16 protein-coding genes are annotated in these 13,915 nt (G+C 29.7%); 15 read left to right on the plus strand and 1 reads right to left on the minus strand.

What is annotated here, in order from left to right:
• The first annotated feature begins 29 nt into the window (after positions 1–29).
• The 14 genes from ACLUJM_RS06840 (at position 30) to ACLUJM_RS06905 (ending at position 12,241) form a co-directional block, all read left to right on the plus strand.
• The gene (locus tag ACLUJM_RS06840) at positions 30–1,055 is read left to right on the plus strand and encodes a molybdopterin-binding protein (protein ID WP_294685122.1); all 1,026 of its coding nucleotides are present in this window, start codon (positions 30–32) and stop codon (positions 1,053–1,055) included.
• Positions 1,052–1,687 (plus strand): phosphatase PAP2 family protein, encoded by a 636-nt coding sequence (locus tag ACLUJM_RS06845; protein ID WP_094223606.1) that lies wholly within the window; start codon positions 1,052–1,054, stop codon positions 1,685–1,687. The genes ACLUJM_RS06840 and ACLUJM_RS06845 overlap by 4 nt, the downstream gene beginning before the upstream one ends.
• Before the next feature lie 100 nt (positions 1,688–1,787).
• Positions 1,788–2,417 (plus strand): phosphatase PAP2 family protein, encoded by a 630-nt coding sequence (locus ACLUJM_RS06850; protein ID WP_094208821.1) that lies wholly within the window; start codon positions 1,788–1,790, stop codon positions 2,415–2,417.
• 10 nt (positions 2,418–2,427) lie between these two features.
• Positions 2,428–2,874 carry a GatB/YqeY domain-containing protein gene (locus ACLUJM_RS06855; RefSeq protein ID WP_094205937.1) on the plus strand — a complete coding sequence of 149 codons (447 nt, stop codon included), beginning with the start codon at positions 2,428–2,430 and terminating at the stop codon, positions 2,872–2,874.
• Entirely contained in the window at positions 2,874–4,271 is a 1,398-nt protein-coding gene (pepD, locus tag ACLUJM_RS06860; RefSeq protein ID WP_294685120.1) for a beta-Ala-His dipeptidase, read from the plus strand. Before ACLUJM_RS06855 ends, pepD begins: the two co-directional genes overlap by 1 nt.
• A 47-nt stretch (positions 4,272–4,318) precedes the next feature.
• A complete protein-coding gene (locus ACLUJM_RS06865; protein ID WP_412412500.1) occupies positions 4,319–5,455 on the plus strand; it encodes an efflux RND transporter periplasmic adaptor subunit in 1,137 nt (378 codons plus the stop codon).
• A gap of 2 nt (positions 5,456–5,457) precedes the next feature.
• Positions 5,458–6,141, plus strand: a complete 684-nt coding sequence (locus ACLUJM_RS06870) for an ABC transporter ATP-binding protein (protein ID WP_094205934.1) — start codon at positions 5,458–5,460, stop codon at positions 6,139–6,141.
• Positions 6,131–7,336, plus strand: a complete 1,206-nt coding sequence (locus ACLUJM_RS06875) for an ABC transporter permease (RefSeq protein WP_294685118.1) — start codon at positions 6,131–6,133, stop codon at positions 7,334–7,336. Before ACLUJM_RS06870 ends, ACLUJM_RS06875 begins: the two co-directional genes overlap by 11 nt.
• An 84-nt stretch (positions 7,337–7,420) precedes the next feature.
• Entirely contained in the window at positions 7,421–8,014 is a 594-nt protein-coding gene (locus ACLUJM_RS06880) for an anthranilate synthase component II (RefSeq protein ID WP_294685117.1), read from the plus strand.
• A complete protein-coding gene (locus tag ACLUJM_RS06885) occupies positions 8,001–9,329 on the plus strand; it encodes an anthranilate synthase component I family protein (RefSeq protein ID WP_294685115.1) in 1,329 nt (442 codons plus the stop codon). Before ACLUJM_RS06880 ends, ACLUJM_RS06885 begins: the two co-directional genes overlap by 14 nt.
• Positions 9,326–10,057: an aminotransferase class IV gene (locus ACLUJM_RS06890; RefSeq protein ID WP_294685114.1), complete on the plus strand. Its 732-nt coding sequence runs from the start codon at positions 9,326–9,328 to the stop codon at positions 10,055–10,057. The genes ACLUJM_RS06885 and ACLUJM_RS06890 overlap by 4 nt, the downstream gene beginning before the upstream one ends.
• 32 nt (positions 10,058–10,089) lie before the next feature.
• Positions 10,090–10,536, plus strand: coding sequence for a MarR family winged helix-turn-helix transcriptional regulator (locus tag ACLUJM_RS06895; protein WP_294685113.1), 447 nt, complete (start codon positions 10,090–10,092; stop codon positions 10,534–10,536).
• A gap of 9 nt (positions 10,537–10,545) precedes the next feature.
• The gene (locus ACLUJM_RS06900) at positions 10,546–11,100 is read left to right on the plus strand and encodes a glutathione peroxidase (protein WP_294685112.1); all 555 of its coding nucleotides are present in this window, start codon (positions 10,546–10,548) and stop codon (positions 11,098–11,100) included.
• A gap of 1 nt (position 11,101) precedes the next feature.
• Entirely contained in the window at positions 11,102–12,241 is a 1,140-nt protein-coding gene (locus ACLUJM_RS06905; RefSeq protein ID WP_316095070.1) for a cation diffusion facilitator family transporter, read from the plus strand.
• Positions 12,242–12,296: 55 nt separating this feature from the next.
• Here the strand turns inward: ACLUJM_RS06905 and ACLUJM_RS06910 are convergent, their stop codons facing one another.
• Entirely contained in the window at positions 12,297–13,490 is a 1,194-nt protein-coding gene (locus ACLUJM_RS06910) for a S41 family peptidase (protein ID WP_294685110.1), read from the minus strand.
• 106 nt (positions 13,491–13,596) lie between these two features.
• Between ACLUJM_RS06910 and ACLUJM_RS06915 the strand changes: the two genes are divergently transcribed.
• Positions 13,597–13,872 (plus strand): hypothetical protein, encoded by a 276-nt coding sequence (locus tag ACLUJM_RS06915; protein WP_002836777.1) that lies wholly within the window; start codon positions 13,597–13,599, stop codon positions 13,870–13,872.
• The last annotated feature ends 43 nt before the right edge of the window (positions 13,873–13,915 follow it).

A 13,915-nucleotide genomic window follows, 5' to 3' on the forward strand; every position in this document is an offset into this window, starting at 1 on the left:
TAGGAATATCAATTAAGAGGGGTTTTTAAATGAAAGTAGTTAGAACTGAGGATGCGGTAGGTCATATTTTACCGCACGATATGACTAGAATTGTAAAGGACGTGGTTAAGGAAAGAGCTTTTAAAAAAGGTCACGTTATTACAGAAGAAGATATTCCTGTTCTATTAAGTATGGGCAAGGAACATATTTATGTTATGGAATTGGAAGATGATGATTTACACGAGAATGATTGTGCAATTATTTTGAAAGATATTTGTATTAATGAACATATGCATTCATCTGATATAAAAGAAGGCAAGATAGAAATAATTTCTGATGTGGATGGATTTTTGAAAGTCGACAGAGATAGGTTATTCAAGTTAAATTCAATTGATGACATATCCATTGCAACTGTTCTTGGCAATCAACCAGTAAGAAAAGGACAAAAAATTGCTGGAATGAGAATTATCCCGCTTTTCACAAAAGAAAAAATAATGGACGAAGCGAAGAAAATAATGAATGGTGTTCCTATTTTGGAAATCATTCCATTTGATAAGACAAAAAAATGTTCAATCATTACAACTGGATCTGAAGTGTACAAAGGTCTTATCAAAGATCAATTTGGACCTGTGTTAAAACAAAAAATGAAGGATTACAATTGTGAAGTAATAAATCACGTCATAGTCGACGATAATAGTGAAAATATTACACGAGAAATCAACAAAGCATTAGAAAACAAATCTGATATAATTTTGGTTTCAGGTGGAATGAGCGTCGATCCAGATGATATGACACCAAAAGCTATAAAAGATTCCAAGGCAGAAGTGATAACTTACGGTTCTCCTGTACTACCAGGAGCGATGTTCATGCTAGCTTATAAAAACAATACTGCAATTATGGGACTTCCAGGTTGTGTGATGTTTAACAAATCTACAGTTTTCGACATTATTTTGCCTTATATTTTTGCAAATATTAAAGTTACAAAAGATATGATTAATAGTTTGGGTTATGGTGGATTTTGTATGCAATGTTCAGAGTGTCACTTCCCAAATTGTGAGTATGGTAAAGGGTTATGATTGGAAAAGTAATAAACGAGAAAAAAATATATTTATCGGCAGCAATTCTTGTAGGTTCGTTGATTTTTGGGGTTTTCATTAGAAAACAATCGGGTCTTTCATTCGAACCGAAAATAATGAATTTTGCACAAAATCTTACAGATAATTTTACTTTTTATATTTTCAAATCATTCACAATACTTGGAAATTTCAGCACGTATTTTTTGATATTAGCTATTAGCTTATATTATTCAAAACGTATTGGCAAGAATTCATTTTTTTCAATAACATTAATGTCTTGTTTAATTGGCCTTGTAGTTATGAATGTGTACAAATATAGTTTTGTGAGAGTAAGGCCGTTAGATTTTTTCAAAATAGAACAAGGTGGTTACAGTTATGTTAGCGGTCATAGTTTGGTAAGTACAAGCTTTTATTTTACTTTGAGTTATTTGTTATGCAGTTTGAAAAATTACAAATTCATTTATTTGAGAATAATTCCATTTGTAATTGCTTTTAGTAGGTTGGTTGTGGGAGTGCATTGGCCAACAGATGTGTTTTTTGGAATGTTAGTAGGATATGTGTGTTATCTAGCTACGATTTTTGTAGCAGAAAAATATATAATAAAATCAAATAAAAATCTTGATGAACTATAAATTTATTTTTATGGTTCATTTTTTATTGGAAGTTTCCTACTATACATTTGAACTTGGTTGGTATAAAATTTAATATGAAGTATTAAAGGAAGGATTAAAAATGAATAAATACGATTGGTTTGTAATAATAAGTAGCATTGTTCTGTTATCGATTACTTTTTTTCTTGGATTTGTTGTATTAAAAGACAACGAAACAAATTTGGATAGAAGATTAAAGGAACATTTTACTAAAATGGGACATAATTCCCTTATTGCGATGATGGCAAAAATTACGAAGTTTGGAAATGTTGAAACACTTATGATTATAAGCATTCCAATAGTTTTTTTCACTGTAAGTCAGCATAACTATGTATCAGCATCAGCTATAATTATGAGCGTTATGCTAAGTGTTATAGCGGTTCACACTTTAAAATTTATATTTAGAAGAAAAAGACCAAAAGTTACAACCGGTATCAATTATATGGGATATTCTTTTCCAAGTGGACATTCATGTGTTAGTATGAGCTTTTATTTGACGATTGCTTATGTGCTAAGTTATGGATATAAATTTTTCTTCGTGACGATGTTGATTGCCATTGTGTTTGCGTTTATGATTGCCATTTCCAGAATTATTTTGGGAGTACATTGGTTTACGGATGTCGTAATAGGTAGTTTTATTGGGCTAATATGTGCATATTGGTCTATATATATGTTCAAAATGAATTATTATTTTACATTTATTTTTGGTTAGGAGTGAAATTATGAGTACAATTGAAAAATTAAGAAAAGACAAAATGTTAGCTATGAAGAACAAGGATAAAGTTAAATCCGGAGTTATTTCTTTGATTATGAGCAACATTTTATTGGAACAAAAAGAAAAGAAAAGAGATTTGACAGACGAAGAACAATTAGCTTTTGTTAAAAAAGAATTGAAACAAACAATGGATACATTGGAACAAACTCCACAAGATAGAGTTGAAGCGATTGAAGAAACAAAACAAAAAATAGAAATTATTAAATCATATCTTCCAGAACAGTTATCTGAAGATAAATTAAAAGAAATTATAGAAAAATTCATGGAAGAAAACTCCCTTGAAAAATCAAATAAGTCGAGAGGACAAATAATGAAATACGTCATGGGAGAATACGGAAAATTCACTGACGGTAAGACAGTTAATAAAGTAGTTGAAGAGATTATAGGTGCGTAGTGGATAAGAATACTGTATTAAATTATTTTAGAGATTTCTCTAAAATAAATAGATGCTCAAAGCATGAAGAAAAAATCTCAGATTATTTGGAAAACTTTGCTCATAATAACAATTTAGAGTGCAAAAGGGATAAATTCAACAATATCTACATTAAAAGAGAATCAGACAAAAGTTTGGAAGACAAACCAGGAATAATTCTACAAGCACACATGGATATGGTTTGTGTTTCTGATGAAGATTATGATTTTAACGATGGAATCAAAATCATGGAAAAAGATGGCTTCATGTTTGCTGACAAGACAAGCCTTGGGGCAGACAATGGAATTGGACTTGCCATAGCTATGGCTACTTTGACATCCAATTACAAACTTCCCCAAATAGAGGCTGTGGTGACTACAAGTGAAGAAGTCGATATGAGTGGTGCGATGAATTTCGATTTTGATTTGTCTGGAAAATATTTCATTAACATAGATTCAGAAGATGAAAATGAATTGATTGTAGGTAGCAGTGGTGGGGAAAATGTCAATGTTGAAATAAACAAAAACTACGGTTCAGAAAGCTTGTCCAATTTTTACAAAATTTCTGTAAAAGGGCTTAAAGGTGGACACTCTGGAATGGAAATTGATAAGAACCACAAAAATGCAATCAAGGTTGTGTTTAAATTCTTGGAATCATTAGATGATTATTATATCTGTGATTTCAAAGCTGGATCAAAGGACAACGCTATTCCTACAAATGCAGAAATAATCATATCTACAGATGAATCCACTGACTCTCTTAACAAAAAATCAGAAGAATTTATATCTAAGGTTGATTTGGAAGACTTTGATAAGGATTTGAGGCTTTTAATTGAGGATGTTAGTCCCCAAAAATGCTTAGATAAAAATACAACAGAAAATTTATCTGGTTTAATTGGAGAATTAAACTCTGGTGTGATTTCTTACATTGAAGGACTTGATGAAACAGTCGAAACATCTTGTAACTTGGCGATTGTAAATTCTTTGGACGATAAATTCGAAATCATATTATCTACACGATCTTCAAATCATGACAAATTAGTAGCGCTACGAGAAGATATAGTTTCAAAAGCGGAAAAACACAATGCAACTGCCTTCGATTACAATTATTATCCTACTTGGGAATTCAATGAAAAATCAGAGTTGATGGAAGTTGCAAAGAAAGCTTTCTCAAAAGTAAACGACAAAGAAGTAGATGTTAAAGTAATCCACGCTGGACTTGAATGTGGAGTGTTTGCAGAAAAATATAAAAAAATTGACTGCATTTCAATTGGACCTACAATGCACGATGTACACACAACAAAAGAAAGATTAGATATTGAATCTTTAGAGAGATTTATTAAATTCTACAATGAAATTTTGAATATGTTGACTAATTAGTTACGCTGTATTATAATAGTATTACAGAAATACAATTAGGAGGTCGTATGAAAAATAATAAAAAGTTTGCAATTATTTTAGCCATAATTGTTTTAGCCTGTGTTGGAGGATTGGTCTTTAAATTAGTTAAAGCTAGTCAGAAAAACGAAACCAAGTATAGCTTGTATACGGTATCTGCAGGAAGTGATTTGGTGTTCAATGCAATATCAAAAACTGGCGATGCACAACAAGTTTATAACAATCAAGCTTATGGTGAGATTGAAAAAGTTCATGTAAAAACTGGTCAATCTGTTAAAAAAGGAGCTTCACTGATTACTTTTGTGAACAAGGAAGTTGAAAAACAAATTGATCAGATGCAATTGCAATTAGAACAAGCAAAAAGTCAAGCAAATTATGCACTTGAGGATCGAAATAGTGCATACAAATCTTACAATAAATTAGTAGAAAAATATAACGAAACTTTTTCTCCAGAATTGGAAATGCAAATTGATCAAATGGAACCGACACTTAACCAATCAAATAGAGCTTACAAACAAGCACTTGACCAAGTAGAGTTGCAAAAGAAACAACTTAATGATTTAAAAGAAAGTTCCAGAAAAACAATTAATGCAACTATATCTGGAGTTTGTAAAGTTAATGAAAAAAACATCGATAATCCGATGAGTCAAGGAGCATTGGTTGAAGTTACTAGCGATGAAAATATTATTGAAGGAAATATTTCTGAATACGACTACAATAAATTAAAAGAAAATGATGAGGTTGAAGTAATTCCTATTAACGGGGACGAAAAAACAAAAGGAACTGTAGTAGAGATTTCTAATACTCCAGAAAGTCAAGCTGGATCATTTGAAGCTAATCAAATGCAAAACATGACAGAACAATCTGGAAGTAATTCTTCAAATTTTGTATTTAAAATAAAAACACAAAAACCTATACACATTGGATTCAACGTTCAAGTAAGAAAAAAATCAGATAAGATTGAACTTGCAAAAGACATGGTAAAAGAAGAAGATTCTAAATACTATGTGTTTGAATACAAGGATTCAAAAGCTGTGAAAAAAGAAGTTCAACTAGAAAAAAATACTAATTCTTATACTGTGATTTCTGGATTGAAATCTGGTGACAAAATTATTTCTAAAGTAAAAGATTTGAAAGATAATCAAGAAATAAAGGTTGAAGATTAGTTATGATAGATTTAATTAAAATCAATAAGTTTTACAATTCAGGAGAAAACAAGCTTCACGTTCTAAAAGATGTTAGCCTTAACATTAATAGTGGTGATTTTGTCGCAATAATGGGTGAGTCTGGTTCTGGAAAGTCTACGTTGATAAATATCCTTGGATTTTTGGATAAAAAATTTACAGGACTATATAAGTTTGAAAATGTTGAGGTAGGTAAATTTACAGATAATAAATTGTCCGATCTTCGCAACAAATCCGTGGGATTTATCTTCCAACAATTTCAACTTATCCAAAATTACACCATAGCTGAAAATGTAGAACTACCTTTATTGTATCAAGGTAAATCCTATAAATACGCAAGAGAAAAAGCATTGGAAGCTTTGGATTTGGTAGGAATTAAAACTCAAGCAGACAAAAGACCGAAACAGCTTTCAGGTGGACAACAACAAAGAGCAGCTATAGCACGTGCCATTGTTCACAATCCGAAATTTATTATAGCAGATGAGCCAACAGGTGCGCTTGATTCAGAAACAAGCAAGGAAATAATGGCGCTTTTTAATGAATTGAATCAAAAACTCAAAATCACGATAATAATGGTTACTCACGATAAAAATATTACACATAATTGCAACCGAAAATATTTTATGTTAGATGGTGTTTTAAAAGAGAGGGATAGTTATGAAGTTTAATATTTTATTAAATACTGCCTTCAAAGATATCATCAAAAATAAAAAGCGATCTTTACTTACTATGCTTGGAATTATTATAGGGATTGCAGCAGTAATAACTATTATCGCAATTGGTAGAGGTTTCCAAGATTACGTTGTTGATAGTTTAATGGGTGGAGAAGGAAAGGAACTTAGCGTTGCGTTTTATTTCCAGCCTGAAAATCCAACAAATTCAGTGGGAAGCAATACATCCGTCTTCACAGAGAAAAATATTCGAGATATTTCGCAAATGACAGATGTCGTAAAAGTTGAATCCGATCCAGAACAATTTCAAAATAATCTTTTAAATGTTTCGATACGAAAAAATGATGGAAAATTAGAAAGTGGATTTGCAAAACCCGTTGAAAAGACTGATACCAAAATTATAAAAGGCAGGGCAATATCAAAATTAGATGGAGATACTAATCAAAAAGTTGCTGTGATTACTAAAAAATTGGCAGATGAAGTTTTTGAAAATGAAGACCCAATTAATAAAACAATTTTAGTAAAGAATGATTATTATGTCATAGTTGGAGTTAAAGAAAATAATGCAGCAGCAAATTTATTCGCATTTAATAATGATGTGGAATTGCCAAAAGGCACATTAGAATCTCGACAACCTAAAAACAATAATTCAATTTCTATGATAAATGTTATTCTAAAAAATGGTACTAAGGTTCAAGATAAAGCAAAAGAAATTAAGGAATATCTTGATAAAAATGGTCCGATGAAAGCAGCGGGTTCTTATAGTTTTGTAGATATAGCACAACAAATAGAAGGAATAAGCAACGTGTTGGGTTCAATTACGATTTTCATATCTCTTATCGCAGCGATTTCTCTTCTAATTGCAGGAATAGGCATGATGAATATGATGTATATTTCAGTTGCAGAAAGAATTAAAGAAATAGGAATAAGAAGAGCTATTGGGGCAAAGAAAAAAGAAATTTTATATCAATTCATGTTTGAAGGAATTATTGTAACTGTGATAGGTGGGATTATTGGATATGTTATAGGAATGATTGCAGCATTTATTGCATCGAAATTCTTGCCGTTCCCGATCAAACTAGAACTAATGCCAGTTCTAATATCTCTTGGAATATCTTTGGGAATAGGAATTGTTTTTACTTATTCACCTGCAAATGCAGCGGCAAATAAAAACGTAATAGATATTATTTAACAGATAGAGAGCTTATTTTCAGTAATAGGCTCTTTTTATTTGATTTTTAACGTGAAATCCTTTATATTTTTATTGGGTGATAAAATGATATTAATGATAGATAATTACGATTCGTTCACATATAACATTGTTTCTTATTTGAGAATTTTAAAAGAAGAAGTTTTAGTGAAGAAGAATGACGAAATAAATTTGAATGAAGTCAAACGTTTAGATCCTGAAATCATTGTGATTTCTCCAGGACCTAAAACACCAAAGGAGTCTAAGATTTCTCTTGAAATATTCGAACAATTAAAAGGAGAATATCCAATACTTGGAATTTGTTTGGGACATCAAGCTTTGGCATATTCAATTGGACTAGATATTATCAAAGGACCACGACCAATGCATGGTAAAATGACAGAGATAACTCATGATTCAAAAGGAATATTTGCTGATATTCCAAATCCTGTTAAAGTGATGAGATATCATTCGCTTATTGTCGATGATAGTAAATTTGAAAATGAAAAATATCAGGATTTAGTTATAACATCAAAAACAGATGATGGACTAATTATGGGATTTAGAGATTCTAGGAATAAAATTGAAACTGTGCAATTTCATCCAGAAAGCGTGGGGACTGATTTTGGATTGAAAATGATTGAGAATTTCTTGAAGGAGGTAAGAAATGATTCATTCTAAAAAAATAAAATCAGATTTAACTATTTTAGATATTTTATACAATATCAAAGACAAGAATTTACCTTTTTTATTAGATAGCGCAAAGGGAAGTTACAATCAAGGAAACAAATCATATATTGGATTTAATCCGGAGATTGTTTTAAAATCGAAGGATAACAATGTTGAAATCGGTGGACTTGTGAATAAAAAAGTTTGTGATAATCCACTTAATCAACTTAAATTGCTGATGGATGATTATTTTGTAGAAGACGATAATCAATTTATTGGTGGAGCAGTTGGACTTTTATCTTATGATTTTACAAGTGTTAATTGTAACGTGGTTTTAAATTCTGAGAAAAATACTGATGTTTATGATGCGTATTTTGGTATTTATTTTAAAATAATAGAATTTGACAATAATACTAAAGAATACACGATTTATTACTTGAACGATACTGATATCACAGAGCTAGAAGAAGTTTTTGTAAAACAAGAATTTATAGAGAAAGAATACACTACCTCAGATATTATCAGAACAGTTAAGAAAGAAGAGTATGCAAAAAGTTTTGACGAAATTAAAACGATGATTGAAAATGGCGATGTGTACGAAGTTAACTTGACGCAACAATTCATCGTGGATACTACGAAGGATAAGTTTGATATTTACAAGAAACTTCGCGAGGTTAATAAGGCTGATTTTATGGTTTATATGGATTTTGGAGAGTATTGCGTTTTATCTTCATCTCCTGAAAGATTTTTTGACTGTCAAAATGGACTTGTTCAAGCTAGACCTATTAAAGGGACTATTCGAAGATCTGACGATAAAGATGAAGATGAGAAATTGAAAAACAAATTACTTAATAGCGACAAAGATATTTCAGAATTGTTGATGATAGTTGATTTGATGAGAAATGATTTGGGAATGAGTTGTGAAGCTGAGACGATAAAAGCAATTAGCAATTATTCATTGGAAACTTACGAAAATGTTCATCATTTGGTAGCTACAATTGTTGGAAAATTAAGAAAAGATGAAAATGTGTTTAACTTAATAAAAAATATTTTTCCAGGTGGTTCAATCACTGGAGCTCCTAAGCTTGCATCAATAGAAGCTATTGACAAGGTTGAAAAATACAACAGAAATATTTACACAGGATCTATCGGATATATTTCTTTTAATCAAAATTGCGATTTCAATATTTTAATAAGAAGTATTTTGAAGGTTGAAGATAGATGTTATTTTTCTGGTGGTGGGGCGATTACTTGGGATTCAGAAATGAATAGCGAATACGATGAAACAATCCAAAAATCTAAAAAAGTTTACGAGGCTTTAAGATGAATGATGGAATAAAATACGGTAAGGGACTTTTTGAGACTATTAAAGTTGTCGGCTCAAATCCAATTTATTTAGAAGATCATATTAAAAGATTAGAAAATTCAATGGAATTTCTGGGAATAAACACTAATAATTTAAGGGAAAATATTTACGAAAACATAAAAAATATAGACTTAAATGTTGATTGTTTAAGAATTATGGTATTGGATAATGAAGGTGATTATGATTTAGTTATTACTACAAGAAACACTGATTATTCTGATTCTAAGTACACTGAAGGACTTAGATTAAAAATTCTAAAACAGTTGAGGGACAAACATAATCCTTTAATTTATCATAAAACGAACAATTACTTGCTCAATGATTACTTACACAAAAAAGTCCTTGAAGAAGGCTTTGATGAGGGGATTTTTTTAAATCAAGATGGAAATATTACTGAAGGGACTTATACGAATATTTTTTTCATCAAACAAAACACTATAATAACGCCTCGTGTAAATGATGGAATGTTACCAGGAATATTTCGTCAAAAACTTATGGAATTTTTGAAAATAAATAGTTATAATATAATTGAAAAGTCGTTTAATTTAAATGATTTAAAAACTATGGATTGTGCGTTTGTTACGAATTCTTTGATGGAAATGAGATTTGTTAAGCAAATTAGTGATGTTACTTTTTCAAAAACCAAACTTTTCAGTGAAATATCAGAAAAAATAATGAATGGGAGATAACAAACAATTCTAGAAAATTATCGGAGGAGTTTATGAATCAAGAGCAAATAAATAATATGAAATTAGAGAATCAACTTTGTTTTCCACTATACGCTGTATCAAGACTGGTAACCAATACATATACTCAATTTTTAAAACCGTTTGGTTTAACTTATACACAATACATAGTTTTTTTAGTTCTATGGGAAAAAGACGGCATTACTGTTGGACAACTATGTGAAAAATTATATTTGGATAATGGAACTATTACTCCAATCATAAAAAAGATGCAAACACAAGGATATCTGGAAAGAAAACGAAGTTCGCATGATGATAGAATTGTAATTATCAATCTTACTGATAAAGGAAAAGAATTGCAAGAAAAAGTAAAAAATGTTCCAAAACTAATGAGTGAATGTGTTGAATTATCTGATGATAAAAAAATGCAATTGTATAAATTATTGAAAGAGTTTTTAAAAAACAAATGTGATAAAAAATAGGAGATTAATATGAAAAAATTATATGAATTTATTGTTAAAGATATGGATGGAAATGAAGTAAGTTTAGAAAAATATAAAGGCAAGGTTTTGTTGATAGTTAATACTGCTACTGGATGTGGCTTTACACCTCATTACGATCCTTTAGAACAAATGTATGAGGAATATAAGGACCAGGGGTTTGAAATATTGGACTTTCCTTGCAATCAATTTGCAAACCAAGCTCCCGAAAGCAATGGAGAAATTCATGATTTTTGTACAATGAAGTTTGGAACAGAATTTCCTCAATTTGACAAAATTGATGTTAATGGTGAAAACGCAGAACCATTATTTGTATTTTTAGCTACTGAAAAACCATTCGAAGGTTTTGGAAAAGGTATAAAAAATATGGCACTTAATAAATTTACTCAGTTAAATAACAAAAAATTTGGTGAAAAAGCTTATATAAAATGGAATTTTACAAAGTTTTTGATTGATAGAGAAGGAAATGTACTAGAAAGATTTGAGCCGACAGTTGATATGGACATTGTAAAACAAAAAGTTCAAAAAGTTTTATATGTTTTTTAATATGAAAGAAAAACAATATATAATGGATAGCCAGTCCGAGCGTGAAAAAATAATCATTAAAACTAGCTTTTTGGGAATTATTACTAATGTTTTTTTGGCTATTTTTAAAGTGATATTAGGGTTAATTACAAACTCCATAGCGGTAATTTTAGATGCAATTAATAATTTTTCGGATGCTCTATCATCAGTTGTTACAATAGTTGGCGCAAAACTTGCCTCAAAAGCTCCAGATAAAAAACATCCGATGGGTTATGGAAGAATTGAATATTTGAGTTCGATGGTTGTGTCGGCTATTGTTTTATATGCAGGTATAACTTCATTTGTTGAGTCAGTTAAGAAAATTTTTAATCCTCAAATAGCACAATACAGTACAGTTTCAATCTTTATAATAGGAGTGGCTGTAGTAGTCAAATTTATTTTAGGTAAATATGTAAAAAAACAAGGTAAAAAGGTAAACTCAGGAGCTCTTATAGCTTCTGGAGCTGATTCTATTTTCGATTCTATTTTATCAACATCTGTTTTCATATCGGCGATAATTTATACTATTTGGAATATATCTCTCGAAGCTTATGTTGGTGTTTTGCTTTCTGCTTTTATTATAAAAGCCGGAATTGAAATGATGACTGAAACAATTGGCAATATTATCGGACAAAGACAAGATGCAGAAATTTCTAAAAGAATAAAAGAGATTATAAATGAAGAAAAACAAGTAATTGGAGCATATGATTTAGTACTTTTTAATTATGGACCGAACAAATACTATGCAACAGTGCATTTGGAACTTCCAGATAATATGACTGTTGATGAAGTGGATCAGCTCACTAGAAAGTTACAGCTTAAAGTATATAATCAAATGGAAATCATACTCATTGGCGTTGGAGTTTATTCATTTAATACAAAAGATGATGAGGCTGCAAGGATAAGAAATGATGTACAAAAATTAATTTTATCACACGATTGGGCATTGCAAATACATGGATTTTATGTTGACATTGAAGAAAAAAACATGAGATTTGACGTGATAGTTAGTTTTGATAAAGATTTTAGCGAAGCTATAGAAATAATAACAGATGAAGTACAACAAAGATATCCGGAATATAAAATAATGATGGTTCCTGACATTGACTTTACAGATATTTAAACAAAAAACGATAATACATTTAATTGTCTAAAAGACAAAATGTATTATCGTTTTTTTAATTTACTCTTTGTAGAAGTAGTTTTACCATCTCACTGTTATCATCTAATTTTATTGAAGGGATAGTTCCGACTTCCTCATTGGTAGATCCGTCTTCGTTTAAGCCTTGTCCAAGTGGATATTCCACTATTAAACCTATGTTTGGCAAGGATTTGTAAGTGTGGACAATATTCAAACCATATCCAGAAGTTGCTTCTCCTACTGTAGTTGCAAACTTAGTTCTATTTGCTATTTGACACACAAAATCAGCGCTGTTTTTAGTATTTTTATTTTGTAAAATGAAAATATCGCATTTTTGTTCTTCTGATTTTTTCAACGATAGGTTAAAATTGGTAATGTATTTTATGTTTTTTTGATTATCATTAATTGTTACATTTGACAAATCCTCGGTTGTTTTAAAAGAAATGCCATTATTATTTAAAACTTTCTTATCAATCAAAGGTTGAGTTTTATTAGCTACTTTGAAATCGACATTAATGTCAGATTTTAATAACGGTTTAATAATAACATTAATTGCATATTCTAAATTTTCAGAATCATTATCTCTCAAATCTATGATAATTTTGTTTTTCTTTTTATTAGTTTGCAAGATATTCTTGAAGATTATGGCATCTTTTTGAATATCCACAGAATCAAAATCAGAAACCTTAACATATAACGCATCTTTATAATTATCAATAGAATATGCTCTGAAAGTTTTTGCTGGTAATTCTTCAACCAAATTAGAATACCTTTTAATAGATAAATTGTTTAGTATTTGATTGCTGTTTTCTTGGTGTAAAATTTTGTTAAAAGTGTATTTGTCAGCTACTTTAACATTTGAATCGTATAGTTTTTTTAAAATATCATTGTATAAATTATACACTTCTTCTGTTGTCAATTCATCTCTTTTTCTGCCACACTCTAACTTGATTTTTGATTTGAAATTAGGTTTCATAGATAGAAAATCTGTATCTTTGTATTTTTTTGTTTGCGGCAAATTCATATACGAACTTTCGATTTGATTACAAAGTTCATCAAAATCTTTTAGTATGTATTTTTTTGGTATAATTTGTTTGTACTCAGCTGGTCTGGAACTTATGTATCTATAAGAAAATAAGGCAAAAATAAAAAGTAAAGCTACTATTATTATTTTATTTAAAATTTTACTTTTTTGTTTAATCTTTTTAGCACTTTTTCGTGATGTTTTCATATCTCACCTCTTTTCAATCAGTATAATATAAAAAAAAGACTAGGTCAATTGAATAAAATTTATAAAACGGGGTATATAAGTATAAGAAGAGAAAAAGAGGTTAGTCATGAATAATGTTTTACTGATAAATAGAATAATTCCTACAATTGATGACGATAGAATTTGCAACATTACTTTTGTAATTGCAGACATGCATTTACAAGAAGTTCACGATAAAATAATTAAGGTTATTGACTCATCAGAATATATGGATTTAAATAACACCGAAATAAATTACAATGGGTTTACTACCAAACAAAAGGCAAAATTGATTCCTGAAATCATGAAGGTATTGGTGGAAAATAATTTAAAAGTTTATGGTGTTTATGATTTGTATTCTTAAATTTATGGTAAAATGATTAACTAACAGTCACATAAATTAAATT

Source organism: Finegoldia sp. (genome assembly GCF_046991905.1).
Classification (GTDB): domain Bacteria; phylum Bacillota; class Clostridia; order Tissierellales; family Peptoniphilaceae; genus Finegoldia.

What these genes read in the sequence shown, in the direction of transcription:
- ACLUJM_RS06885 (WP_294685115.1), top strand. Translation starts at nt 8,001, where the DNA reads ATGATTCATTCTAAAAAAATAAAATCAGATTTAACTATTTTAGATATT.
- ACLUJM_RS06870 (WP_094205934.1), top strand. Translation starts at nt 5,458, where the DNA reads ATGATAGATTTAATTAAAATCAATAAGTTTTACAATTCAGGAGAAAAC.
- ACLUJM_RS06845 (WP_094223606.1), top strand. Translation starts at nt 1,052, where the DNA reads ATGATTGGAAAAGTAATAAACGAGAAAAAAATATATTTATCGGCAGCA.
- ACLUJM_RS06900 (WP_294685112.1), top strand. Translation starts at nt 10,546, where the DNA reads ATGAAAAAATTATATGAATTTATTGTTAAAGATATGGATGGAAATGAA.
- ACLUJM_RS06840 (WP_294685122.1), top strand. Translation starts at nt 30, where the DNA reads ATGAAAGTAGTTAGAACTGAGGATGCGGTAGGTCATATTTTACCGCAC.
- ACLUJM_RS06895 (WP_294685113.1), top strand. Translation starts at nt 10,090, where the DNA reads ATGAATCAAGAGCAAATAAATAATATGAAATTAGAGAATCAACTTTGT.
- ACLUJM_RS06855 (WP_094205937.1), top strand. Translation starts at nt 2,428, where the DNA reads ATGAGTACAATTGAAAAATTAAGAAAAGACAAAATGTTAGCTATGAAG.
- ACLUJM_RS06910 (WP_294685110.1), bottom strand. Translation starts at nt 13,490, where the DNA reads ATGAAAACATCACGAAAAAGTGCTAAAAAGATTAAACAAAAAAGTAAA.
- ACLUJM_RS06880 (WP_294685117.1), top strand. Translation starts at nt 7,421, where the DNA reads ATGATATTAATGATAGATAATTACGATTCGTTCACATATAACATTGTT.
- ACLUJM_RS06850 (WP_094208821.1), top strand. Translation starts at nt 1,788, where the DNA reads ATGAATAAATACGATTGGTTTGTAATAATAAGTAGCATTGTTCTGTTA.
- ACLUJM_RS06915 (WP_002836777.1), top strand. Translation starts at nt 13,597, where the DNA reads ATGAATAATGTTTTACTGATAAATAGAATAATTCCTACAATTGATGAC.
- ACLUJM_RS06865 (WP_412412500.1), top strand. Translation starts at nt 4,319, where the DNA reads ATGAAAAATAATAAAAAGTTTGCAATTATTTTAGCCATAATTGTTTTA.
- ACLUJM_RS06875 (WP_294685118.1), top strand. Translation starts at nt 6,131, where the DNA reads ATGAAGTTTAATATTTTATTAAATACTGCCTTCAAAGATATCATCAAA.
- ACLUJM_RS06905 (WP_316095070.1), top strand. Translation starts at nt 11,102, where the DNA reads ATGAAAGAAAAACAATATATAATGGATAGCCAGTCCGAGCGTGAAAAA.
- ACLUJM_RS06890 (WP_294685114.1), top strand. Translation starts at nt 9,326, where the DNA reads ATGAATGATGGAATAAAATACGGTAAGGGACTTTTTGAGACTATTAAA.